The sequence below is a fragment of the Caballeronia sp. KNU42 genome, assembly GCF_053760385.1.
In genome coordinates this window covers 922800-946601 of the sequence record NZ_CM132389.1, presented here as the reverse complement: position 1 = coordinate 946601, position 23802 = coordinate 922800, and the positions used below count along the sequence as shown (strand labels likewise).

Below are 23802 nucleotides of genomic sequence, written 5' to 3'. Positions count from 1 at the left end.
ATGAGATGAGCCACATCAGTTCTGGCGTCGAGTACGCGCTGCACTGTCTTTTGTATTTAACCGACGCGCCCGCGGGCGTGGGCGAGGCGAGCGTGCGTGACCTGGCCGAGTTGCAAGGGTTATCGGTTGATTACGTCGCCAAGCTTTTCACCAAGCTTCATAAGGCGGGATTGACGGTGGCGACAGAGGGCGCGCGCGGGGGATTCACGCTCGCGCGACCGGCTGAACGGATCACCGTGCTTGACGTCGTGCTGGCTGTCGACGGACCGAAGCCGCTTTTCGACTGCCGCGAGATTCGCGCGCGCTGCGCGATCTTCGGGGATACCGCGCCCAAATGGGCGACGAGTGGCACGTGCTCTATTCACGCTGTGATGCTGGACGCCGAGAAGCGCATGAACGAGGTGCTTGAAGCGCAGACGCTGGCGAGTCTGGCAGTGCGAACGGTCGCAAAAGCTCCGCGTACTTATCACACCGATATCGTCAACTGGATCGACAATCGGGCGGCCAGCCGCTAACTCGGCGGGCAATGAGCGGGATCGGAAGCTAGTCCGAGAAACCGTTTTCGAAGGTCTTGCGCAGGTAGGAGACAAACGCAGTCACCGCACGCGGCACATGCGACGCGTAAGGCCGGACGATATAAAGTTGTTCAGCGAATCCGCCCTTGGGTTGCCACTCCGGGAGTACCTTGATCAACTGCCCGGCGCGCAGCGCAGCTTGCGCGCTGAAATCGGGCAGCAGCGCGATGCCGAGATCGTCGAGCGCGGCGTCGCGCAGGGTCTCGCTATTGTTCGCGGAAAACGGCCCATTGATCGGCACGGTCACGCGCTCGGCTGCGCTCTTGCGTCCGGTCGCGCGTTCGAAGGTCCAGGCGGGCGCCTCTTGCGCGCGGGGATAGAACAGGCAGTCATGCGCGGCCAAGTCCTGTGGCGAGGCGGGAGTGCCGCGTCGGCGCAAGTACGCTCGCGTCGCCACTATCACCGAGTGCGTTGCGCACAGGGTCCAGGCCACGTGTGTTTCAGGTGCGGCGGCGCTATGGCGGATGGCGAGATCGAAACCCTCGCTGGCAAGCGAACTGATGCGGTCCGACACTTCGAGCTGCACGCGTACTTCCGGATTGGCCCGCAGAAAAGCCGACAGATGCGGCACGAGTTGCTGCCGCGCGAACGCCACCGGGGCGGTCACGCGAAGCTCGCCGCGAGCGACACCCGCCGAATCGCGCACGCCCGCGAAGCTTTGGGCAATACCTTCATACTGATCGCGGGTTTGATCCACCAGGCGCTGCCCGGCCTCTGTCAGCCGCACGCTGCGCGTTGTGCGCTGCACCAGTGACACGCCCGCTGCGCGCTCCAGTTCGGCAATCCGCTGGCTCATGGCTGCCTTGCTCACGCCCAGCCGCGTGGCGGCGCGCGTATAGCTGCCTTGCTGCGCGAGAATGGTCAGCCAATACAGATGAGTCCAGAGCGCCTCGACGCGTTGCGTTTCCATATCTTCATTGTTCACCATAGAAAACAAGCATTTCAATCATAGCGCCTTTGCAGACGCGTCTGACGTTCTTACACTCTGAACACTCCCATCACATTCAGGTGTCACATCATGCAAAGCTTCAGCGATCGCGCGGACGTCGGCCACTTTATCGAGGGCCGCCGTGTTCCGGGAAAGGGCACGCGCACCCAGCCGATTTTCAATCCCGCGACCGGAAAGGAAGCGCGCACGCTGCGTCTGGGCGATGCTGCCGATGTGGACGCCGCCGTCGCCGCCGCGAAGAAAGCGTTTGTGGGCTGGAGTGAGACGCCGCCAATCCGGCGCGCGCGCGTCATGCTGCGTTTTCTGGAGTTGATGAATAAACACCGTGACGAGCTCGCTGCGATCATCACCGCCGAGCATGGCAAGGTGTTCAGCGATGCGCAGGGCGAGGTGTCGCGGGGTATCGACGTCATCGAATTCGCTTGCGGCATTCCGCAGCTTTTGAAGGGCGATTACACCGAGCAGGTATCGACGGGTATCGATAACTGGACGACGCGTCAGGCGCTTGGCGTCGTGGCCGGCATTACGCCGTTCAACTTCCCGTGCATGGTGCCGTGCTGGATGTTCCCGGTTGCTATCGCTGCGGGTAACTCGTTCGTGCTGAAGCCGAGCGAGCGTGATCCGTCAGCGTCGTTGTTCATGGCGGGGTTGTTGCAGGAAGCTGGGCTGCCTGATGGTGTGTTCAGCGTGGTGCAAGGCGATAAGGTCGTGGTCGATGCGCTGCTCGTCCATCCCGATGTGAAGGCCATCAGTTTTGTCGGATCAACGCCGATCGCGAATTACATCTATCAGACTGGCGCGCAGCATGGCAAGCGCGTGCAGGCGCTTGGCGGCGCGAAGAATCATATGGTCGTGATGCCGGATGCGGATATCGATCAGGCCATCGATGCACTGGTTGGCGCGGGTTATGGCTCGGCGGGCGAGCGTTGCATGGCGATTTCGGTGGCTGTGCTGGTGGGTGATGTCGCCGACAAGCTGATCCCGCGATTGGCAGAGCGCGCACGTACGCTGATCGTGAAGAACGGTATGGAGGCTGATGCCGAAATGGGTCCGATCGTCACGCGTCAGGCGCTGGAACGTATTGAAGGGTATATCGCGCTGGGTGTGGAAGAGGGTGCTTCGCTGGTTGTTGATGGACGTGGGCTTAAGGTGCCGGGACATGAAGAAGGATTCTTCACGGGCGGTACGTTGTTCGATAACGTGACGCCTGAGATGCGGATTTATAAGGAAGAGATTTTCGGGCCGGTGCTGGCGTGCGTGCGCGTGAAGGACTTTACCGAAGCGGTTGATTTGATCAACGCGCATGAGTTTGGTAATGGCGTTGCTTGCTATACGCGTGATGGACACATTGCGCGCGAGTTCGGACGGCGGATTGAAGTGGGGATGGTGGGGATCAATGTGCCCATCCCCGTGCCGATGGCTTGGCACGGGTTCGGTGGCTGGAAGCGTAGTCTGTTTGGCGACATGCACGCGTATGGCGAGGAAGGCGTGCGGTTTTATACGCGGCAAAAGTCGATCATGCAGCGGTGGCCGGAGAGTACGGAGAAGGGCGCGGAGTTTGCTATGCCTACGGCGAAGTGATTTTCTGCCCCTGCTAATTCGGGGGCGTTAGCCGCATACAAAAGTGATTCACGTTGAGGTCTACATGATGCAAGTCGATGCTTGCTCTGTAGACCTCTTGCGCTTTTGCGGCTCAAACGAATCACACGGTTTAGCTGGCTCGTACCCAGTCATCGCGCGGCGGGGTCTCCTTTACTTTCGGTTTTACGGGCGATGGCGCACCCGGCCTCGCAGGTTGTGCTGCGCCGGAACCTGGGTTTTGCGGGCTGTTCACCGTTTGCGGTGCGCTGTGCCGCTTGACGGTTCCGTCGCTGATACCAGCGACACTTAACGAGCTGTCCCGTACTTCGACCTTGATCGGGTCGGTTTTCTTCCACAGCTTCTTCGGCAGCACCAGCTTCCACCTTGCATCCCTTCCATCATCGCGGAAGAACGCGACGATGCCGACGTACTCCGCATCGTCGCTCATCGGCTCACTGATGCTGGCGTTCGCATTTGGCCGAAGGACAAGATCGGATGACCCAAGCAGGTCCGCCTTCAGGGCATCCATATCATTCGTCTGCAACTGCGCGTAGTCGAGTTGATCGAACGCTTGCGGCGTCTTTAGCTGATAGATTCGTACCACGGTCGACAACGATTGTCCGGCGCCGTTTGTATTCAATGACGACCGGCTGACGAAGTCGAGGTTCATGGTTTTTACCTGCGTGGTGAAAGCCCATTTCGCTGCGTCCACTGTTCCGTCCTTTACCGCTTGGCCCACCCCGCAGCCTGCGACAGTAAGGGTGGCGCACACCGTGGCGGCGAGGTGCGTCTGTCGGATCATCGTGCGATTCATGCTTGCGTTCCATTGTTTTAATGCGTTGTACGTGTTTTCGCGGTTCGACCATCCCACGTGCCAAGTTGCACGCGGGTGACGGCATCTGTCGCACAGGGTCGTTCAGCTTGAGGGAGTTGGGTCGTGTAACCCAGGCTCATCTGGTCCGATGAAAGCTCGGCTCTTGGCATCAACTCAGGCACAACATGCATCTCCAGATGCGCGTTCGCTTCGTAGCCGAGATAGAAGCGCAGCAGCGCCATGATTTCAGCATGTACCTCACGACCGGGCGTCAGGCCCAACACCGTTTCAGGTGTGGTTGGTACGATCACGACGCGTGCGCAATTACCTCGATCGTAGAAGCCGCGTCCCAGTACGCAATTCTCGCCAAGCGCAGTCGGCTCAAACTCGTTTAACTGAATCCACACCGGATGAAACTCCGTGACCGTGATGGTTGCGTCGGGCACGGCATGTTGAAGCACGCCGGCCAGACCTTCAGCCGTGCGGGTACGCTGGCTGGCAAGTCCGAGCATCGACAGCAGCTTGCGTGTGCCGACCGTCTGTTCAATATCTGCATGGCCGATACCCAATCCGACCAAGCTGACCAAGCAGCGCGAGACGTCATCGGTGCCGCCCTTCTTAAACCCCGTGGGGAATCGATACTTGCGCCACGCCCGATAAAACTGCGTCGCGAGCCTGTGATGGAACACGTCCAGAAACGCGGACAACGATTCAGCCCCGTCCCGGTTCTGCGCGACTTCATCGATGAAATAGGAAGGCATGCGTGCATCGACACCGTACAGCCCTAGAAAGGTTGTGCGTATAGCCGGTGGTTTCGATCTATCGTCATAGTCGAACTCGACCGCGTCGATTTCCTTGCCGGGAAATCCGAGGCGAGCGCGCGAGCGAAAGCGTACCGGTTCGTTTGCCAGTGAGTCGGTTGAGCCGAGTGATGGCAGATCGGGCGCGGCGAGTTCGATCAGTTCACAAAAGCGCATGAAGTTCATGCGTGAAGCGTCGTGCAGTAAAGCAGGCAACAGGACGCGCTTTTCAAGCATTGGAGACTCTCGATGGGGCGCGTTCAAAATGGTGCACCGTCAGCTTTGTTATCAGGCCACGTTATCCTGCGTCCGCTCGGTAACGAAACGATGACTAGCTTCGTATAGATATTCATCGTCGCGTACAGCGCGAAGAAGCGATTGAGCATTTCGCCGAACAATGCAAGATCACCGTCGCCCGCAAACTTGTCACTGTTAAGCGTGACTTCGATCTCCACACCGCGCAGCAAGCCGCCCTTGACGAGCTTTTGCAGGAGCCGATGTTTGACATCGATAATCGCATCGATACGCCGCCGGTTAAGCTCGCCATCGGTCCAGTCGTAGAGCGCAAGACTGCCGCGCAGGATCTCTGCATCCAGCAGGCAGAGATAGTTCGGTGCCAGATGCGAGAGCACACGCCAGTGAAAGCGGTCGCCGGTTGGTGGATAAACCGGCAAGGTCGGCGCTGTGAGGTTTCTCACCGATGCGACGTTCGTAAAGCCGCCGCGCGTGCGGCTAATACTTGCTTCGCGCAGGCCTTTGCGTGGCAGCATGCCGTTCGTGCCGGTGATTGAAAGCGATAGCGTTTCCTTCGGAAGCGTAGTCTCGTTTTCCCATGCATGACCCCCAAGCACGACCCAAGTGTCGAACCGGCCGGACGGCCCGCGTCGAGCTCGCGTATGGAAATATCGCTCGGGCATCTCATGGCGCAGCATGCCGCCGCGATGCCTGAACGATGCGAACGGCGCGTACTCGAAGCGTGTACCGTTGGACGTTTCAAAGCCGGCGATGGATTCCACCGAATAGGTTTCAACAAAATCGCCCGATGTATCCACCGTATGCACGCGGTAATCGCTTTCGAATTGCGAGACCGTTATAGGGTCGGCCTCGACATCGAAGAGGTTGATGATGGGTGTGCAGAAAAGCCGTACGTTTTCCGCCGTGAAGCGCATGTCATCGGGATATGGTTGGGCCAGCACGATTTCGACATCAAAGTAAGGCGCCGTTTGCGGGATCGCCTGTATGTCCAGCCCCACAATATCCACGAACATGAACTTCTCGGGGAACGTGAAGTACTCGAGAAGCAATTGATAGCCGCCGAACGCATTGTCGGCTTTGGGCCACAGGCGTTCATCAGCCTTGAATCCTGCGGGCTCAAGGCGCAAACCGTGCATGGTTTGCGGCAGTCCCGGACGGTCTTCCGGGTATCCGGGAATGCGCACCTGGACGGCGAGCGGCGCTGCAGTCAAAGCAGTGTACAGGTTTAGCGCCACCGGCCTGTCGGCGTTCAGGTAGAGCCGCAAGCGGGGTATCGCCATCTGCGCGCGCGGGATCTGTGGCTGCAGTTCGAGCCTGAACTTGATTACCGAGCGACCATCGTCACGGGCGTAAGCGTTCGCTTCGGTCAGCTTTAGCGGGTACAGGTCAACCGCTTGCGTTGTGCGATAAACGCACTCGACGCGCTCGTCCTCTACCGGAATCGGATCGGCCAGTACCTCAAGGCCAGCCGCGAGCACTTCATGGCTTTGAAGCAACCCTTCCGAGGGCGTGACTTCGAGAATTGACAGCGACGGAATCATCCGGAGATAGTGCGGCCAGAGCATGCTGACGAGGCCTTCAGTCAATTCGGGAAGCTCGTCGTCGAGCTTCTGGCGCAGGCGGCCGACAAGAAACGCAAAGCCTTCGAATAAGCGTTCGACATGCGGGTCACGATCGCCGATGCGGTCGATGTTCAACATTCGCGCGCGTTCAGGGAAAGCTTGTGCGAATTCCTTGCCGGCCTCACGCAGATAGCGCATTTCAGCCTCGTAGTAACGCAGGATGTCGTTGTCGTTGAAGCTGTTCGCGGGTTTGTTCACAGGTTTGTACTTTGAAAGTCTAGTCGAGCGCGACGGCACGGGCGGGATCGATAGCGGTCAGTTCACCGATCAGTGTCTCTACGCGCTGGGCGAGCGCGGGCTTATCGGCATCCTTACGTGTCATGCGGACTTTGAGCAGGCGCATCAGGTGATGCTTGGCTTCGAACGCAAGCGACGGTTCCCACAGCGCCAACTCGAAGCGCCGTGCGGTTGTATCCACGGTGGACAAGAGGTGCAATGCCGTGTCTGCGCGCTCGGCCCGCTCGGCGACGCGCGCCATGATCAATTGCCTGACGAAGCGGTCCCGATCACCATCTTGTCCGGGCAGATGTTGCAGCCATGAGAAAGCGGAATCGAGCCCTTCTTGTGACGCAAGCTCGTTCGCCCTGGCTTCCGTTTCTACCCAGTCTGTGCCAGCCGATTGCGCGGCCACAGGGAGGACGGTTTCACCGCGATCGATGTCGCGAACGGTCGCATAACGGGTGATCCATTCGAGTGTGGAATCGTCCGCGAAAGGGGAGCCATCGGAAAAAGACAGCAGGTGGAAGCCGGGCAGGCGTTCGAGCATCAGCGCGCAATCCGTCGCTGCGAGATCGCGTACTTGGGCATATTCGCCCCCCGCCTGTTCCTGAGCAATGAACGCGTAATATTGAAGATCGAGCCAGAAGTGGTTTGCGCCTTCAGCGAACGCGAGTTCAACGCGATCGAGGAGTTCAAGCCATTGCTTCTGCATCAGCAAACGCTTGAGTTGAGCGCGCAATTCCGCGCGTGGTGGCACGAGGCGCGTCCTGCTGCCGGGGTCGCACGGCGGCACTTCGGTGAGCGTGTCCCATCGGATGCAGCGCATCAGGCGATAGGCGGGAAGGTAGCCTTGCGGTTGTTCGCGCAGGAACGTTGCCATTTGACGTGCACGGTCGAGCAGGTCGCGGGTTGAAGACACGTCGCCGGCCGATGGCATTGATGTATCCGAGCTTCCGGCAGATGACGTTTGCGGCACTGTGTCGGATGCGTTGGGTGACTCTATCCGACCCTCGAATCGCCGATACAACCCGCTGAGTTGTGGGCGAGCGTTGTCTCCCCACTCGGCGGTGCGCTCGGTGATCAGTGCAAGTGCTGACAGCGTGCGCTCCAGCAGGTCGCCGGTCAGCCCCTGGACACGGTCGAGTCTGTCAGCGAAGGTTCCGCCCGCGAGCCATTCGAACGCGGACTTTCGCGTTTCTGCGCGTGCCGGGAGCAGGTCCGTATCAAAACGATCAATCAGCGCCGATAGCAGTTCAAAACCTTCGGCTACACCTTGGGCGCCATCGCGGCGCATGCGGCCATAGACGTAATAGACAGCGACGCGCGCGTCCTTGGCCGAGTGCTTGAGCAGCCGCTCGGCGGTATCGATGATCAGCGTGTCATTGACGTCCGACAGTTTCGCCACTTGCTCCTTGATCGCGAGGAAGCCGTCGTCGTATCCCGGGTCCTCGCCGACGTGCGCCGCATCGGTCGCGACATCGCCTGGATGCAGTTCGATGATCGGCTGCAACCACGCGTCCCATTGCGATTGCGACGAGCGTGCGAGGTCAGACGGGGTTCGTGTCCCGAACAGCGCATTCAGGAGCTTTGAGAAGGTGATCATGCGGTGCAGGCTCCTTGCTGTTGAACAGCCGGGGTGACGGCTCGTGGTGATGCGAGAGAATTCATAGCGCGTCGGTCCGAGCAACGTCAGGCAGCGGCGTGACGGCGTGATTAGCGGCCTCACGCGCCGCTTTAGGCAGCGGCGGCGGACTAGCGGCCGCGTTGGCGCTCGCCGTGCGTGCCGGCTTGTCGATGAACATGCGGTTCGGCAAAGAGAAGCCCTTGAGTGCAAGCAATTCAAGCGGCCCCTTGCCGACGTCGGTGCGCATCAGGTAGCTCAACGGGTACGTCAGGTTTGCGGATGCCGCTGTGAGCGGTTCTTGCGTGACGAGGCTATCGAGTGCTGTGTACGCGTGCGATGTGCTCAGGTCGTCCGCTGAACCGTTCCAGTCGTCATTCGGGCGACGCTGCGGTTTTTGCGCAGCCGATCCGGCAGCCACCGGCGATGTTGTGGCAGCCATGCGCGTTATTCGGGTATCTGGCCCTGCCTGCCACGTAAGCTGGAACGTCGAGCTATCCACGGGCTCGACCTTCGCGCGCTCCAGCATTCGCACGAGCGCCCAGCGGCCGCCGAACTCGAAATTTTTGTTCGTACCGGCTTGTTCGGTCTGCCATTGCAGGCGGGTACCCTTGGTTTCGGGATCGTTCGATGGCCAGACCAGGCCCTGCCACGCCTCTCGCTGGTTGTAGTAATGCAGCTTTTGCGCATCGATAGTCAGTACCGTGTCAGTGATGCCTGGCGTCGGGATTGGCTTGAACTCAAAGCGATACTGCGGTTCGCCTTGCGCAAGCAAATGCCCCGCGATGCGCTGCAGCGTGTTCACCGAACTCAGGAAAGCCGGGTCGAATTGCAATGCCCCGCCGCGGGTATTGACCTCCACCCACTGGTCGCCTTGCAATTCGAGGACACCCGCCAGTTGCAGGTTCAGGAACGACGATATCAATCCGCTTTGCGGTCTGAGGAATCTCGCCAGTTCTGGAAGCGATGCATCGTTGTCGGTGTTATCGAACGGATAGCGACCGGCGAACGACTTGTTCCAGTTTGCAACGATGGTCTGCCGCCATGCATCGTTCAGGCTCGCTTGTGCAGGTTGCAGCACGATCTGCGTAGCTTGCGCAACGGGTCGAACGAAAAGCGCGTCTCCCATGCCCGACCACTGCGCACCGAGGGTTGCGGCGATAAGTTGGGCGTAGGCTTGTGTATCGGCGAGTTCTGAACCCTTGCCTTGGAAGAGCGCTTGCGCGAGCTGGCGAGCTTGAGTGTCGCCATCGGTGCCGTTGCTCAGTTGCTGCAGCTTCAGGCGCAGCGCCGTGACGCGTTCGAGATAGCGTTGCAGGCTGACATCGCTTGGCGGCGCGTTGCCTTTGGCTGACGCAGTGTCGCTGACCTGTCCGATCACGCGAAGCACCGGGCCAAACGAGGCCGAGAGCGGTCCAGCGTCGTTAGCGACGGCTGCTGCTTGCGGATCGTCTTTCTTACCGAACATGTTCTGCGCCTTGGCAACCAGCGTGTCCGATAGTGATGCTTGGCGCATACCTGCCGTGCCCTGGTAATCGAGCGACTTCATCAACGCGATGACCGGCGATTGACGCGCGTCGGCGAGCAGTTTCATCTGTTCGATGGCGGCTGGAACGTTCGGCGCCGCCTGCCACTGCAGTGCGTTCATGAAGCCCTGCCAGTGCTCGGCGTAGTCGTTGAAGTACTGCGTGGTGAGAGCAAGTTCGAGTGCGTCGGTCGATGACGCTTGCGCAGTGTCAACCGAGTTCACGGAAGGGGTGATGTTAGCGAGCACCCAATCGCGGGTCACGTCGCGACCCCTGGCGGCTTCGGTGATTGCCGCTGCGACATACCCTTCGTACGCTTGCCGCGTGTATGCGCCGGGTACAGTGACCCTCGTTCGGATCAGGCCGCGCGTATCGGTGCCGGCTGTCAGCGATGCCAGTGTCTGGTCCGGATACTTGTCACCGACGCCGGCCAGCACGCTTTGATATACCGTGTCTTCGGAATTGCGCACGCCAATCACTGAGAGCAGCGTTTGACGTGATGCATTCACCAGGTCTGCCCGCGGCTGGATGCGCCATGCATCATGGGCCTTCAAATGTTGCGCATAGAAACCGAGCGCGCGTTCCGAGATATCGAGCTTCTCGCCGACGGAAACGTTTGCGTTCGTCGACCAATAACGCATCAGTTGCGGTGTGATGAAGTTTGCATCGACACGGCTCGGGTCCGCGAGCATCAAGTATGCCTTGAGTGCTTTGTGACCCTCCACGGCGGCAGCATTCGCGTGGTCATCGAGTGAACCGGTCGACATCTGGCTCAGGTCCGCCAGTTCAGCTTCGAGGTTTTGCTGAATGGGTGTGATCAATGCAAGCTTGCTGGCTTCGGCATAGGCCGGCCAGAGCGCGGCAAGAATCGCTTTGTCCTGATTCAGGCCGAATCGGCTCCATAACGGCGGCTGGTGGGTGACGCGATCTTCGTAGTGACCGATCTGCTGCTGCAGCGCGAGCAAGGCTTGCAGACGCGCAGCGGCGTCGGGTGCCGTCTTGAGCGTTTGAATCGTCTGCCGAGATTCCGACAAGCTGCGGCCGTTGGTCGTGCCGGAGATCAGCATGCCAGCGGTCCATAAGCCGATGACACTCAAGGCGAAGGTCGAGAACACCGTCACCGGATGCAAGCCCATGCGCAGGCCGCGTTGCTTGCGGGCAATCGCCGCAAGGTAGGTCCATAGCGGGAGGTCGGCGCTGGTTAGGCTGTTCGGATCGGTGATCGAACCTGCTTTGGTTGCAACCGGGAACGGTGCAAAGAATGCACCGCTCACGAACTGATGCCGTGCCTTGCGATTTGCCAACGACGCGATCAACGCCGCGAGTGGCGCACTACGCGCATCCAGCCGCTGCGACAACTGCACGGAGTACTGGTCTCTGCAGTCCCGGATCAATTGCCCGATGCTCATATGCCCGATGCGACTGCGCAACGCAAGCAAGGTCGATTCGATCGAATGCTCGTTGGCGCCAGGTGCAAATTCACAACCGAGCACCGCTGTACGACCGCAATTGAATGAGTCTGTCTCCGTAACGTCGAGCACGTAAACCGGCGCGGACCAATGCAGCACATGAGCGGTGCGCGCCAAGTTGACGCTATACGCATTTATGCCGCGATGTTGCGGCGACAGGCTTGCCCCTGCGTCGAGCGTAAGAACGAAAGCATCAATCGGCCGACTAAGTCGGAGCGCGCGCAGTTGCCGAAGCCACGTTTCGTTAGGGCGGCCGTCCTTGTCCGTTTTGCTCCACAGCAATACGGCGGCGTCGGTCACAAGCCAGCTCTGTTCGGCCAGTTCCGGCAACAATCGTCCGATCGACGCGTCTTCGCCCGTCAGCAACAACCACGGCTGACGGTAACGCCAACGAAAGCCGTTCGCGTCCTTTAGCGCCATCTTGAGTTTCGCAAAGCGCTGCGAGATAACCTCCGGGTCCGCTTCGTCGACAACGCCCACCCTGGCCGCCGGATCGCGCTTATAGCGATCCGACTTCCTGTCGGAAGCGTATCGAGCAACGATGCGCCACGCAGCGGTGAAAACCGGGCGCAGCAACAGCAATATGGTGCCAATCAATGCAGCCAGCACGATTCGATGGAATGGCGAAGGATCGATCGCCTCGCCTTGGAAATAGGCTATCAACATGACAGTCAACGTCATTGCTCCGACAGCGATCCAGTACCCCGAAATTCTGCGTGCGTTCATGCCGTGGATTCCATGATTTCTTCGCTTGATTGCGCGCCCGTGTCTTGAGCGGCTGGCTGGATAATCGCGAACCGTAGTGCCCCCTCTCGCGATGCAATCAGTTGCGGCTTGCCACTGTCCATCGAGTGCTCGATACCGAGTGCAACTGCGAGCCAGCCGGCTGCTACGCCCGCATGCCCTATGGCCACATCTACATCGTGTATGCCCCAAAGCTTGTCTGTCGCTGACACGCCCAGCTTCAGATCCGATGCGCTTTGGACGAGCGCAGGCTTGTCCGCTTTTTCGAGCCCTGCCTGCCACAGGTCATCGATCTGTGATGCGGTTGTCTGTCCCCAGAGCAATGTGGTGGGAATGGTGTCGTTCAAACTTTCCGATGCCGCTTCTACCGGCCGATGCAGCATGGCGAGCGACTTCACGCCGCGCCGTTCCGCCAGTGGCGCCCAACCGAGCAGCAAAGCGACCGCAGCTTCCGCACAATTGCGCGGCGGCATGTCGTGCAATTGAGCCGACACGAACAACGCGAATTTTTCGAGCGTGGGTCCGCCCCGGATGTCCAGCCACTTGTCGAGGGCCATCAATCCCTGCTCTGCCGGAAGCAGGGATGCCTGTGCGGGTCGAAGGGCACGTTCCAGCCAGCACTTTTCCCATCTCGCCAGCAACTGCGGCTGAGCTGATTCCGATGGCAGGTGCAAGCAGACGACAAGGGGCGCAGTGGGAGGGATCGCAGCCAGCTTCTCGGCTATCAGATCGAGCAACTCCATGAAACAGGCGCGGTACCGTCCCGGTTCCTGCGCGTCTTCTGACAGAGTCAGCGCTGTGTGACGGATAGCCTCTCCACCCGAATGCGGTGTCAGAGCGCCAAACTCCGTGCTTCCTTGTGCGATGGTGCTGGCGGCATTCACTTTGCCCAGTGAACAGAGATAAGCGCAGCCCACAACGGCGAGCGGTTCGGTCGCAAACTGGATTGCCGTCGCCTGATTCTCAGCCAACTCGTCGTCGTCAGCGGCGAGCCGGTTGAGTTCCTCTTGGTAGTAGAGCAGCCGCAGTCCGAATGCGAGGCTGCATCCGAGGGTAGGGAAGGCCAGCAATCGCACCCAGAACCACGCCGAGCCGGTTGGATTCGCATCGGGCCAAGTCAACAGGGTACCGACCATACTGGTAAGCATGCACACGACGAACAGCCCCAGCCAAACTATCGCGCGTGGCGGTTTTGGTGGGATTGCTTTGGACGCAGGACGGGGCAGTTCTACTGGCATCGCTTTCGCCTCACAACAGGCTCGAAATCAAGCGACAACCGCACATGGCCCGATAGCCGTGCCGGGCGACGGGTACGCCCTCATCCATCGTCGACTCGTCACCTTCGATAATCAGGTTGGGCTTGATGTCGTGCTTCGGGCATGACACTTCGTCGCCCTTGCGGGCGACGAATCGACCGTCGTAGCCCATTGTTGATGAGGCGCTAATGACCTTGCCACCGTGGTCGGTGTCGTCGCCCAATCGTATTAGATCTGTCATTTTCAATTCTCCTTCGTGGTCAGTAACTTAATGAGAGGTCGGTGGCTACCGTATAACAGCCGTCGGACTTCTTGTTTCGAGCTTAAAACCGGCTCACGCAGCACATGTAAAGCGGTCAGCTGCCGCAAATTGTTTTACCGGCTGTCTGAAACAGCATTTCAGCAGTCTGTTGTTCCGCTTACTTGCTCCCCGAACCAAAAGGAATACATCCCTTCACCTTGTCGGTAGCTAAGCGAATATCCGATCCAGATGTGCGATCCGCGCGTTCGCCAGAAACCTCTTCTCTGAGACACCAGTCTGTATATCGCTTATCCCATTGATAAATATATCGATGGACTTGGCTTCCTTGACCGTCGCAGCTTCCATCCAAAACTATTGTGTGTTTCGATTTAAATGGTTTGTAAATCTGCAAAGTATTGCACTCCCCCTGCACGTTAATGTCATAATGACGGACCCCACCTACTGAGCTAGAAAAATAACTCACACCGGCAAATATATCCGAAGGGTTATACCGGAAATATTCAGTGCTCTTTTCTTCTTCAAAGCTACCTTTAATCGTGCCGCCAGTGTCGTTTGTCACCGCTGAGCCAGAAGCAACGAAAATAATTAAATACGGAATATTTTTTATGCTGTTGCCCCTGTTAATGGCAAAAAAGCATTTTCAACAATAATTAACAATTAACTTTGACTGTGACTGCATTTCAATGTCACACCAATCTTATCGCTTAGTTTTCCATCTGAATCTGTCTCGCTTATCGTGATGATCAGTCATCATTCTCGTCCGGTGCGACTGTTTTAATCCCGCGCGTGGCTTTCGGACTGATCTGGCGATACTGACCGCTGTCGCAAGAAAGATTACGTACCACTCGCCCGTTTTTTACTACATAGACCCCGCTCGTCGCGCTCTGATAGACGACATAAGTATAGTTGCCCAATTTGAATTTCAAATGAACGCTATTTAAGCTTCCGCCGTAAAAATCACTTATAGAAAACCTATCTATTGGTGGGGCGAACTCTTCAGGAAACAGCAGTTCATATTTCTCAGAGCGTCCGAATCGATATTGCACGTAACCATTGTCCGGCGATGTGTTTTTAGCCGCGCAGATTGAGACAATTTTATGCACGTCGTTGAGTGCGCAGCTAAAATATATGTCTTCATTTTCGGCACATAAAGTTTTACCATTATTGAACTCTCCGTCGACAGCCATAGCAGGTGTACCTAGCGAAAACACGTAGAAAAACATGCATCTTAGGAGACGATAGTTTGTCACTTTGAGTAATCTACGCTATCAATGGCGCCAAAATTATCAGAGCATCGACGGCTACTAAGCGCCTTCTGTCTGCGCGCGCGTCTGGACATTCGGGAAGAATCTATTCCTTTGTACATTGCCGTTTGATTTTTAGTAAATATGGAGGCGTTGAGACTAGTCGTCGTTATCGTCAGGCTCAACTGTTTTAATTCCTCGCATCGTTCTGGGACTAATTTGCTGGTAGTCACCGTCGTCGCATGAAAAATTGGCTATAGTTTTCCCATCCTTTTTAACATACACGCCGCTTGTGGCACTTTGGTAGACAACATAGTCGTATCCGCCGGCATTGAACTTCAGATGGGTGCTGTTCACACTTCCACCCGAAAAATCGGTTATTGAGAACAGATCCATCGGCGGAATCGATCCGGCCGGAAACTGGAGTTCAGGTTTCCCCGGACGTCCGAATCGATACTGAACATAGCCGTTTTTTGGTGATATATTTCCCGAGGCGCACACGGACACGATCTTTCGCCCAATCCGACAGCTAAAATATATCTCTTCATGTGGATAGCACATCGTCTCTTCGAACGCTGCGGCTTTGAGATTATCTATGCAAACCAAGTTGCAACTTAAGAGCGCTGATATGAGCGCAACTAAAGATCTAACTTTCATCTAAATTTACCAGTCCGATGGGGCACGTGCTCGAGACATCGTGTCAACACGCTAGTTGATCTTCTATACCAAGGCCTACATCAGCGTGGCGACGCATTGTGCGTCTCCAATAACTTTAACGTTGGTGAATACGGCTCCCTGGGCATACGATCGTAGGCATCTTCATCAATTCCAGAACTATCGTTTTCGCAAATTGAACTGTTCACAATATTCTTGCCTTTAAACACGATCAATTTTGAGACAGGGGAGAAACTTTCATCTTCAATTTTTGAAGAGTCATCCAATAGATAGTAGTCGTATCCTCGATTCGAAAAATGAATGTAGGAGATGCTACCGCCTGGCGTTGGATGAGCCGCTAGGCGAAAATAATTGGTAGATGAGCCGGCCACTGCTGGCAATCGCAGTTCGACTTTCTTGGAAGATCCATATTTGTAGCGGTAAGCAATACGCTCACCGCGAGATTCGCATAATATCGCAAGCTTTGCTTTGATTTGACACTGAAAGATAACCTTTTCCGAGGGGATGCATTCAAGTAATGCTACTTCTTTCGCCTGGACCAGAATACCAAATGAAAGCAAAAAGCTCAAAATAAAAGTTTTCATAAGTTCCTTTTAGTTAATTTTTTCTTTTAATCTGTTGAGCCTAGCGATTCGATCTGCTATTCCATTTTGGCCGCCGTTAACTATTTGGGTGGTTTCGATTACATTATCTCTGTCAGCGGCAGCGTTAAAGCTATTCATATCGCAATAAATAAAGGCAGATTCAATTCCATACTTAATGTCATTTACAATTAAATCGGGATTGGCAACAAAATCTTGCTTATCGTCAGGATTTATAGAATTGTGAATTTCATTGTATTTTTTATAATTATCCTTTCCTGTCAATTGGATGATGCCTCGCCCTCGATATTTATATCCATCCCCGCTATCTTCATTTCCGTTTCCCATACGGGACGAGTACACATAGGAAAATAGTTTTTCTGGGCTGCCGGCATAACTAGCGCTCTCACTCCATAGCTTCGTACGATTACTTAAACGCCCGTGGACACAATCGTCACAACTAGCGTCATAATTCTTTTTGCCGCCCTTGCAACCAAAGGTCTTTCTCATATTGGTCGCAGAATAGTAGCCGTCTTCCGATCGGACTTTAAAACCACTTTCGGTACCAACCTGCGCAAGAAAGTGACATATTCTTAACCGTGTATTTACCTCGTAAACTTCCGCGTATTTGTTGAGGTATGGCAATATTTCTTCATGGTATTGCCGACTTCCATTTGGATCCGCAATTTCAAGCATTTCCATGGTTATTAGGTCGTTCTTGCGGATTGCATCAACAAACATCACCGGATTAAAGTGCCAAACATTCGGCGACGCAGGGAAATCTTTGATATCTCGAATATCATCCCACCAAGACAACGCATCAATCCGCTCCAACTCATGGTTGAGCCGTTTCGGATCGTTCTTGAGCAGCGCCTCATTTTCCTTAATCACATTCCACTTCGCCGCATCAGCTTTACCCTGCCATTCACTCGGATGCCTCGCCACAACATGCGCGAGCGCGTTGCGCACCGCCGAATTGTGATTGGCCGCAATCAACTCATCGGGCGTAACCTCTCCGTTCGTGCTCTTGTGGATAAGCTTGTAAATTGTCTTGAAGAACTCCGGCATCTTCTCCGGATCCATAAAACCGTCGGCGTTATCGTTGGCTTCTTCCACCTTCCGAAAGCCCAGCTTCTCCCAGTCGTATTGCACGACATCCTTGAGCCTGCCCTCGGGCACCCAGCCATTCAGCACGCCGCTATCGGCAATGCCTTCCACCGGGAACCACTTCTTATGCAACGAATCCTGCTTCGCCAGCGACGCCGTGGTATCTACCGCGACAGGCAAAAGCAACGGATCGGTGCCGGGCGCAAAGGTGTTCACACCCGAACTCGTGGATGCTCTTGCAGGCGCTCCATCGGTCCCCGCCATCTTGTACTTCTTGCCTTCAGTGAGTCCCGCGGCATTGGCGAAAAAATCATCGAACTTCGGATCGCCGGTGAAGATCTCCACATGGACCTGCTGGCGGCTAGTCTTGCCCTCATCGCCCGGCCCCGGCGTTTCATACAAGCCCAGATAGCCAATCGTGGCCCCGGCTTCGATCGGCAGCGGGGGATCGCAAATCACGACGCTGTTGAACGGGTCAGGGATGACGGGTTCGCGGGCAAGGTCACCTTCTGCCGAACTGACCCACACGATATCGCCAGGCGCGACCGAACCGGCATCACCCTCGCCGAGGCTCACCACTTTCACCTGCGCGAATGGTTTCTTTTTGCCGCCTTGCTTGAGCAACTGCTCGCGCTCGATCTCCACCTTCGTGCCGGCGGGAATCGCGTGGATGGTCGCTCCGGCACTCTGGCCTGACGGATCGCGCAACGCTGCGAGTGGTCGAATCAACGTGCCGATGATCCTGCGACTGGACTTCCAGTACGCCGGACGCTTCCTCGCGGCCGCTACGTTGACCGTGCTTAGCTGAGAGCCGTTGGTTGCAACCCAATAATGTTGCGCGACCGTCACCGCGGGAGTGCTGGATGGACTGTCCGGATCGATGGGTGTTGCGTCGCTCGACGTAGGCACCGTGCTCACCGCCACGTAAAGCAATTTCGTGACCTGGTTCCCAGACACCCATTCAGTTTCGTCCAGCACCGACAGTTCGGTGCCCGTCAGAAGCGGAATCGGCGCCGCCACAGGTTGCAGACCATAAAGCGTTGCGCTGGACGCTGTATCCGACCCCGCGCTCGAAGGACCTGATGCGGCAGAAGTCGAAGCGCTATCCACCGTGCCCGGAAACTGCGTATAGGCAAGCGCCGATGCGCCCCGGACCACAACCCGCTGGGCATACCCGGCATACGGTTGCAAATGCATGTAAAGGGAGTAGAACACCAGCGTGTTTTGCGGTCCCTGATCTGCCGCTGCGGTTGTAGCCGGAGTCGCAGGCGCGTCCGGTCGTTTGTGGGGCGAGGCGTAAGCGTGCCGCACCAGACAGAACGATGAGGAGTATTTCAAGGTCTGCTTATCGGCGGCTTCGCCCCATGTCGACGTGCAGTAGTCGTCGTTCAGGCGATAGGCCACCACTTCTCCCGTCGCCATCGCTCGCACAGGGCGTTTGTCTGCGACATAGCCGCTGGTATCGTCGCTGATATGCAACCCGCCGTGCCAGAAGGCGTTCGTGCTGAGCAGGTACAAACCCGCCGACTCGCCACTTAACTGGCCCAGCAATTCCTTCGCTGACTTGAATTCACTACCGTCTGCCTTGGTGATCGGGAACTTGAAACTAAGGGGCATGTGTACATCCTGTACATGTCGTCGAATTCAGACGACAGGTTTTATGAAGTGACGTGTGGTTCGGGAGCGTCGGTCTATTGAGAAAAATTGAACGGGCCTTTTCCCTTGAACCGGACATCCTTCGGAGGCGGGAAGCTGGGATTCAGGCGCATGGTGCTGGCGCCCTGCTTGTCCCATGACGCACATTTTTCGCGAATATCGCCGGGTGTTCCGTTCTCTATGCCCGTGGCGTTGAGCTTGATGTAGGAGCCCGCCGCACCGATCCACACTTCCTTCGCCGCCGACAAGATCAGTTTTCCGTCCGTGCTTGTGATCGTCAGGTCCTTGAGCGCAGCGAGTGACATTCCATCGCCTTGGGCTTGAATCTCCACCTTGCCCTTGGCAGCGAAGAGCTTGATGCCGAGCTTCTGCGCGAAGAGCGAGACAGTCTCGCCCGCTGCGACTGTGAAGCGTTTGATCACGCCGATATCCGCATTCCCGCCAGCGGTTGCAATTAGATTGTCGGCAGCCGTCAATTGCACATGGCGGCCAGACGCCAACGCAATACCCGCAGGAGCGCTTATCAGAATCCCGGCCTGTTTAAGCTCTTTTAGTGTGCTGTCGAGAAGCGCCTTCTGCTTCTCATAGTCCGCTGCAATCGCCTGCGCCGCGCTGGCCGCTTCGCCCAACGCCCGCATCTGCTGAAGAGCTTGTTCAAGCAACGCCTCCGTCGGCGCCATCTCGAGCTGTTTGCCGATCGCGGCCGGCTGGTCATAGGCCGTAATGAACATGCCTCTACCTGCACGAATCGCGCCATAGCCGGACGTGCGTAGCTCAAATCCTTCGCCACGTTTTTGACGCTTGCCGTCAACCATATGACCGAGCGTCAGTTGGCTCTTCCCCGAATGCTCGGTCGAGACCTTGACGTGTTCCTCGCCTTTCCAGTCCTCAAACTCGACCTTGTTGTCGCTCTGCGTCCGGATCGCGTTGCGCGACATCCACCGGTCCTGATTGGTAATCAGGTCGCTCTGCTGACTCGTGTGGTGGAACTGCGAGATAAAGAGCTTGTTGGGATCGCCGTCACGGGCAATGATCACCGCTTCCGTGCCGTCAAGCACCGGAAAGTGGAAGCCAGTCTGAAGCGCACCCGCGAATGGCTTAGCCAGCCGCAACGGAATGCATTCGCCGCCCGGATTCCACTCATCGAAATCAAGGTCGAGTCGTATCGTGTAGTGGCCAGCGTTCGTCAAATAGGCGTACGGGTATTTGTTCGGCGACGTCACGCGCGCACTGAGGGCGCCGCTGATCTTTTGCCATTTGTGCTCTTCCAGCTTCAGCCGGAATCGCCGGTCGGATGGGATCGCTTTGTACACGTTGCTATACGCGGCGCCTCGACCACCCGAGTGCGTGACTTCGATAATCACCTGTCCGGTGGGTGCATCGGGCAGATCCTCATCAATACGCAGAATGCGGCCAGGCCGAAGCTCCAGCACATTGCTTTCACCGTGATAGACCACCTGCCACGCAATTGCTGCTTCGTGCCTTAACTGTGCTTCCCATTTCGCGCCTTTCTGGTCGAGGTGCCGTGTTCCATAGATATAGGGCGTGCCATAGGTCGTGTTGTCCTTTGCGGCGACGTTAGCCTCGTCCTTGAACCGCTCCCACGCCTGTAGCGGGTTGTAGTCAGCAACCACAAAAGATTGCGGCACAACCTCTGCGTGCGTCTCGAGTGCGAACACTGCCTCAATACCCGCCTCGAGCCCCGAATTTTCCCGATATGGAACATTTAACTCGGGCGTGTAGATGTAGTGATCGATATCGTCACCGAACACGATCACGTCACCGTGCTTGCCCTGCTCGATGTAAAAATAGATTCCTTCCTGTTCACATATCTGGTGGATGTAGTCGAAGTCCGAGGTCTGATACTGGAGCCGGAATTGGTGCACCGGATATTCGCGACGCAGTTTGAAGACGAACTGGTGCCCCATGAAACCATGTCGACGCAGGATTGCTTCGATTGTCTGCGGACCGGTCTGATGCTGAAACACGCGGCTCGCGTGCACAAGCCGCAAACGCGAGATTTGTGCTGCGATAACGAAGGTGTAGCGGAAGAAGTCCTTGGTCTTCCTGGTTCTTCGGAAGCTCGTGACAACGCCGCAGTACTTGCGAGGCTCCTTACTGTCCTCGGCGGTGATGGTGAAGTGCCCATCACGCCCGAGATAGTCGGCGCGTGAGAGCATCTCAGGGTGCGTGATATCGATCGTGATCTCGTAAGGGGTGCCTAGCCCTTCAGTGGCGCGGTAAGACACGACCGAGAGGTCTTTTGCATTCGGTGCGCCTGGTACTTCGACAACATACTCTTGCCGGCCCGTAACGCGGCCCGCCGAGCCTCGCCCGCCCGCTCTCAGATCAGTTTCTGCCATCTTTTAAGACCCTCGATACGTCCTGCAAAGTCACCGTCTCCGCCGTTTTGACCAGCGTCCGCCGATGCAAAATACGAAACGTCCGCCTCGATTGGTTCGCCAAACAGCCAAACTCGTGGATGTTCGTTGAACTTGCGTGAAGAGGGAAGTGCTTTTGGTCACAAATGGTCGCAAACCCAAAATCGGATTTTTCTGAGTATGGTTTCGATGGAGTTTTAGACGAATCACGTGTTACCGTTTTTCGCGAGATTGGTTGTACTGACCAAAAGAAGACCAAAATGGAGAAGCAAAATGGCCGAAAGTTTTCAGAATGAAGTGCCTAAAGCACGCGTCAATATCAAGCTGGACCTTCACACGGGCGGGGCATCGAAGAAGGTTGAACTGCCGCTGAAACTGCTGGTGATGGGGGATTACAGCAACGGCCAAAACACCCTGGCGCTCGGCGAACGCACGAAAGTGTCGGTCAATAAAAACAACTTCAATTCGGTTTTAGCCGACCTGAATCCAAAAGCCAAAATCTCGGTTGCAAACACTCTTGCCAACGATGGTAGCGAGCTTCCCGTCGATCTGGACTTCAAGTCAATGGACGACTTTCGCCCCGAACACGTCGCCGCTCGGGTACCCGAGCTGCGCACGTTGATGTCAGCGCGTAATCTCTTGCGCGACCTCAAATCAAACTTGCTGGACAACGCCACGTTCCGCCGTGAACTCGAGAAAATCCTGTTAGACCCGTCTATGTCGGCCAGCTTGCGCACCCAGCTTCGCGGCATCGCTGAATCCGCACCGTCGGCAGACTCGTCAGTCCAATAACCTGCGTCATCGAGAAGACACATCATGGCTAAAAATGAATCCCGCATCCACGCAGGTGCGGCGGAAACGCTCGTCCTCGACAAACCCGCTGGCCCCGCTGGGATCGACGAAGAAAACGTCTACACGAACCTCTTTAACAAGATCAATTTGAATACGGTTGCATCCGCGCGCTCGGTTGCGTCCTTTCACAATCCGGATTCGCTTTCGGAGTCGTCGGCTGATGAACGCGTGACGCAAGCGCTGCGCGTGTTCCTCGACATGATCGCCGAATCAGCCCAGCACGTTGACCGCCTGGACAAGAGCCTGATCGACCATCACATGGCAAGCATCGATCGCAAGATCAGCAAGCAGCTCGACGCGATCATGCACAACGAGACATTCCAGCAGATCGAATCTGCCTGGCGTGGTCTCAAGTTTCTCGTGGACGGCACGGACTTCCGCAAGAACGTGAAGATCGAAGTGCTGGATGTATCGAAGGACGCGCTGCGTCAGGACTTTGAAGACACGCCGGAAATCATCCAAAGCGGCTTATATCTTCACACGTACATCCAGGAATACGACACCCCCGGCGGCGAGCCGATCGGCTCCGTGATCTCAAACTACGAGTTTGACCGCAGCCCGCAAGACATCGCATTGCTGCGTAACATTTCGAAGGTCTCCGCTGCTGCTCACATGCCCTTTATTGGCTCGGTTGCGCCTAAGTTCTTCGGCAAGGAGTCGATGGAAGAGGTCGCAAGCATTCGTGACATCGGCAATTACTTTGACCGTGCTGAATATCTGAAATGGAAGAGCTTTCGCGAGTCGGATGACGCGCGCTATATCGGCCTGACGCTGCCGCGTTTCCTCGTGCGTTTGCCCTACGGACCGGATACGGTGCCCGTGCGAGCATTCAACTACACGGAGGCGGTCAAGGGACCGGACCACAACCGCTATCTCTGGGCCAATGCGTCGTTTGCATTCGCGGCGAACATGGTCGAGAGCTTCATCAAGAATGGCTGGTGCGTGCAGATTCGCGGTCCGCAAGCGGGCGGTTTAGTTGCCGATTTGCCGATTCACATGTATGACCTCGGAACGGGCAATCAGGCGAAGATCCCGACCGAAGTGTTGATTCCGGAAACGCGCGAATTCGAGTTCGCCAATCTCGGTTTTATTCCCCTTTCGTACTACAAGAATCACGATCACGCGTGTTTCTTTTCGGCGCACTCGGCGCAAAAGCCGGCGATCTACGATACGAAAGATGCAACGGCTAACAGTCGCGTCAACGCGCGCCTGCCCTACATTTTCCTGTTGTCCCGCATCGCGCACTATCTGAAGCTGATCCAGCGCGAGAACATCGGCACGACCAAGGACCGGCGCGTGCTCGAACTCGAACTGAATACGTGGATCAAGACGCTCGTCACCGAAATGACCGATCCGGGCGATTCGCTGCAAGCGTCGCATCCACTGCGTGAAGCGAGGGTGACGGTCGAGGATATTGAAGACAACCCGGGATTCTTCCGCGTGAAGCTCTTTATCGTGCCGCATTTCCAGATTGAAGGCATGGATCTGAACCTTTCGCTGGTCTCGCAGATGCCGAAGGCGAAAAGCTGAACCGTTGAGCGTTAGCTCACGGCTTGGACAGCAACACCATCAATAAAGCAAGTCACGCTGCACGGTCGTAACCGTGCAGCGAC

General features: G+C 56.7%; 18 protein-coding genes. 4 read left to right on the top strand and 14 right to left on the bottom strand.

Annotated features, from left to right (window positions below; all coding sequences use genetic code 11):
- The first annotated feature begins 5 nt into the window (after positions 1-5).
- A complete protein-coding gene (locus ACSOSP_RS23340) occupies positions 6-515 on the top strand; it encodes an RrF2 family transcriptional regulator (protein ID WP_455313280.1) in 510 nt (169 codons plus the stop codon).
- A 28-nt stretch (positions 516-543) separates the two neighbouring features.
- On the opposite strand, the gene ACSOSP_RS23335 is transcribed toward ACSOSP_RS23340, so the two are convergent.
- Positions 544-1485 carry a LysR family transcriptional regulator gene (locus tag ACSOSP_RS23335; RefSeq protein ID WP_455313279.1) on the bottom strand — a complete coding sequence of 314 codons (942 nt, stop codon included), beginning with the start codon at positions 1483-1485 and terminating at the stop codon, positions 544-546.
- 108 nt (positions 1486-1593) lie between these two features.
- Here ACSOSP_RS23335 and ACSOSP_RS23330 point away from each other — a divergent pair, with 108 nt between their 5' ends.
- Positions 1594-3105, top strand: a complete 1512-nt coding sequence (locus tag ACSOSP_RS23330; protein ID WP_455313278.1) for a CoA-acylating methylmalonate-semialdehyde dehydrogenase — start codon at positions 1594-1596, stop codon at positions 3103-3105.
- Between the two features lie 130 nt (positions 3106-3235).
- Here the strand turns inward: ACSOSP_RS23330 and tssJ are convergent, their stop codons facing one another.
- From tssJ to ACSOSP_RS23265, 13 genes are all read right to left on the bottom strand, one after another.
- Entirely contained in the window at positions 3236-3919 is a 684-nt protein-coding gene (gene tssJ, locus ACSOSP_RS23325) for a type VI secretion system lipoprotein TssJ (RefSeq protein ID WP_455313277.1), read from the bottom strand.
- Between the two features lie 17 nt (positions 3920-3936).
- Positions 3937-4956, bottom strand: coding sequence for a type VI secretion system baseplate subunit TssG (gene tssG / locus ACSOSP_RS23320; protein ID WP_455313276.1), 1020 nt, complete (start codon positions 4954-4956; stop codon positions 3937-3939).
- A gap of 23 nt (positions 4957-4979) precedes the next feature.
- The gene (gene tssF, locus ACSOSP_RS23315) at positions 4980-6734 is read right to left on the bottom strand and encodes a type VI secretion system baseplate subunit TssF (protein WP_455313646.1); all 1755 of its coding nucleotides are present in this window, start codon (positions 6732-6734) and stop codon (positions 4980-4982) included.
- Positions 6735-6813: 79 nt separating this feature from the next.
- The gene (gene tssA, locus ACSOSP_RS23310; protein ID WP_455313275.1) at positions 6814-8418 is read right to left on the bottom strand and encodes a type VI secretion system protein TssA; all 1605 of its coding nucleotides are present in this window, start codon (positions 8416-8418) and stop codon (positions 6814-6816) included.
- A gap of 61 nt (positions 8419-8479) precedes the next feature.
- On the bottom strand, positions 8480-12157 hold the full coding sequence (locus tag ACSOSP_RS23305) for an ImcF-related family protein (protein ID WP_455313274.1): 3678 nt from the start codon (positions 12155-12157) through the stop codon (positions 8480-8482).
- Entirely contained in the window at positions 12154-13323 is a 1170-nt protein-coding gene (locus ACSOSP_RS23300) for a hypothetical protein (protein ID WP_455313273.1), read from the bottom strand. The genes ACSOSP_RS23305 and ACSOSP_RS23300 overlap by 4 nt, the downstream gene beginning before the upstream one ends.
- A 100-nt stretch (positions 13324-13423) precedes the next feature.
- Positions 13424-13672 (bottom strand): PAAR domain-containing protein, encoded by a 249-nt coding sequence (locus ACSOSP_RS23295; RefSeq protein ID WP_455313272.1) that lies wholly within the window; start codon positions 13670-13672, stop codon positions 13424-13426.
- Positions 13673-13850: 178 nt separating this feature from the next.
- Positions 13851-14252, bottom strand: a complete 402-nt coding sequence (locus ACSOSP_RS23290) for a hypothetical protein (RefSeq protein ID WP_455313271.1) — start codon at positions 14250-14252, stop codon at positions 13851-13853.
- Positions 14253-14436: 184 nt separating this feature from the next.
- A complete protein-coding gene (locus ACSOSP_RS23285; protein ID WP_455313270.1) occupies positions 14437-14880 on the bottom strand; it encodes a hypothetical protein in 444 nt (147 codons plus the stop codon).
- 216 nt (positions 14881-15096) lie between these two features.
- On the bottom strand, positions 15097-15444 hold the full coding sequence (locus ACSOSP_RS23280) for a hypothetical protein (protein WP_455313269.1): 348 nt from the start codon (positions 15442-15444) through the stop codon (positions 15097-15099).
- Between the two features lie 230 nt (positions 15445-15674).
- Entirely contained in the window at positions 15675-16196 is a 522-nt protein-coding gene (locus tag ACSOSP_RS23275; protein WP_455313268.1) for a hypothetical protein, read from the bottom strand.
- A 9-nt stretch (positions 16197-16205) separates the two neighbouring features.
- The gene (locus tag ACSOSP_RS23270; protein WP_455313267.1) at positions 16206-18917 is read right to left on the bottom strand and encodes a glycoside hydrolase family 19 protein; all 2712 of its coding nucleotides are present in this window, start codon (positions 18915-18917) and stop codon (positions 16206-16208) included.
- A 74-nt stretch (positions 18918-18991) separates the two neighbouring features.
- Positions 18992-21319, bottom strand: coding sequence for a type VI secretion system Vgr family protein (locus ACSOSP_RS23265; protein WP_455313266.1), 2328 nt, complete (start codon positions 21317-21319; stop codon positions 18992-18994).
- Positions 21320-21610: 291 nt separating this feature from the next.
- Here ACSOSP_RS23265 and tssB point away from each other — a divergent pair, with 291 nt between their 5' ends.
- On the top strand, positions 21611-22129 hold the full coding sequence (tssB, locus tag ACSOSP_RS23260; RefSeq protein ID WP_455313265.1) for a type VI secretion system contractile sheath small subunit: 519 nt from the start codon (positions 21611-21613) through the stop codon (positions 22127-22129).
- 24 nt (positions 22130-22153) lie between these two features.
- A complete protein-coding gene (gene tssC / locus ACSOSP_RS23255) occupies positions 22154-23719 on the top strand; it encodes a type VI secretion system contractile sheath large subunit (RefSeq protein ID WP_455313264.1) in 1566 nt (521 codons plus the stop codon).
- Positions 23720-23802 lie beyond the last annotated feature (83 nt).

Coding starts and splice junctions, on each gene's coding strand:
- ACSOSP_RS23330 (WP_455313278.1), top strand. CDS start 1,594: ATGCAAAGCTTCAGCGATCGCGCGGACGTCGGCCACTTTATCGAGGGC.
- tssF (WP_455313646.1), bottom strand. CDS start 6,734: ATGCGCTATCTGCGTGAGGCCGGCAAGGAATTCGCACAAGCTTTCCCT.
- tssJ (WP_455313277.1), bottom strand. CDS start 3,919: ATGAATCGCACGATGATCCGACAGACGCACCTCGCCGCCACGGTGTGC.
- tssB (WP_455313265.1), top strand. CDS start 21,611: ATGGCCGAAAGTTTTCAGAATGAAGTGCCTAAAGCACGCGTCAATATC.
- ACSOSP_RS23295 (WP_455313272.1), bottom strand. CDS start 13,672: ATGACAGATCTAATACGATTGGGCGACGACACCGACCACGGTGGCAAG.
- ACSOSP_RS23305 (WP_455313274.1), bottom strand. CDS start 12,157: ATGAACGCACGCAGAATTTCGGGGTACTGGATCGCTGTCGGAGCAATG.
- ACSOSP_RS23340 (WP_455313280.1), top strand. CDS start 6: ATGAGCCACATCAGTTCTGGCGTCGAGTACGCGCTGCACTGTCTTTTG.
- ACSOSP_RS23335 (WP_455313279.1), bottom strand. CDS start 1,485: ATGGAAACGCAACGCGTCGAGGCGCTCTGGACTCATCTGTATTGGCTG.
- ACSOSP_RS23265 (WP_455313266.1), bottom strand. CDS start 21,319: ATGGCAGAAACTGATCTGAGAGCGGGCGGGCGAGGCTCGGCGGGCCGC.
- ACSOSP_RS23270 (WP_455313267.1), bottom strand. CDS start 18,917: ATGCCCCTTAGTTTCAAGTTCCCGATCACCAAGGCAGACGGTAGTGAA.
- ACSOSP_RS23285 (WP_455313270.1), bottom strand. CDS start 14,880: ATGGCTGTCGACGGAGAGTTCAATAATGGTAAAACTTTATGTGCCGAA.
- tssC (WP_455313264.1), top strand. CDS start 22,154: ATGGCTAAAAATGAATCCCGCATCCACGCAGGTGCGGCGGAAACGCTC.
- ACSOSP_RS23300 (WP_455313273.1), bottom strand. CDS start 13,323: ATGCTTACCAGTATGGTCGGTACCCTGTTGACTTGGCCCGATGCGAAT.
- ACSOSP_RS23275 (WP_455313268.1), bottom strand. CDS start 16,196: ATGAAAACTTTTATTTTGAGCTTTTTGCTTTCATTTGGTATTCTGGTC.
- tssA (WP_455313275.1), bottom strand. CDS start 8,418: ATGATCACCTTCTCAAAGCTCCTGAATGCGCTGTTCGGGACACGAACC.
- tssG (WP_455313276.1), bottom strand. CDS start 4,956: ATGCTTGAAAAGCGCGTCCTGTTGCCTGCTTTACTGCACGACGCTTCA.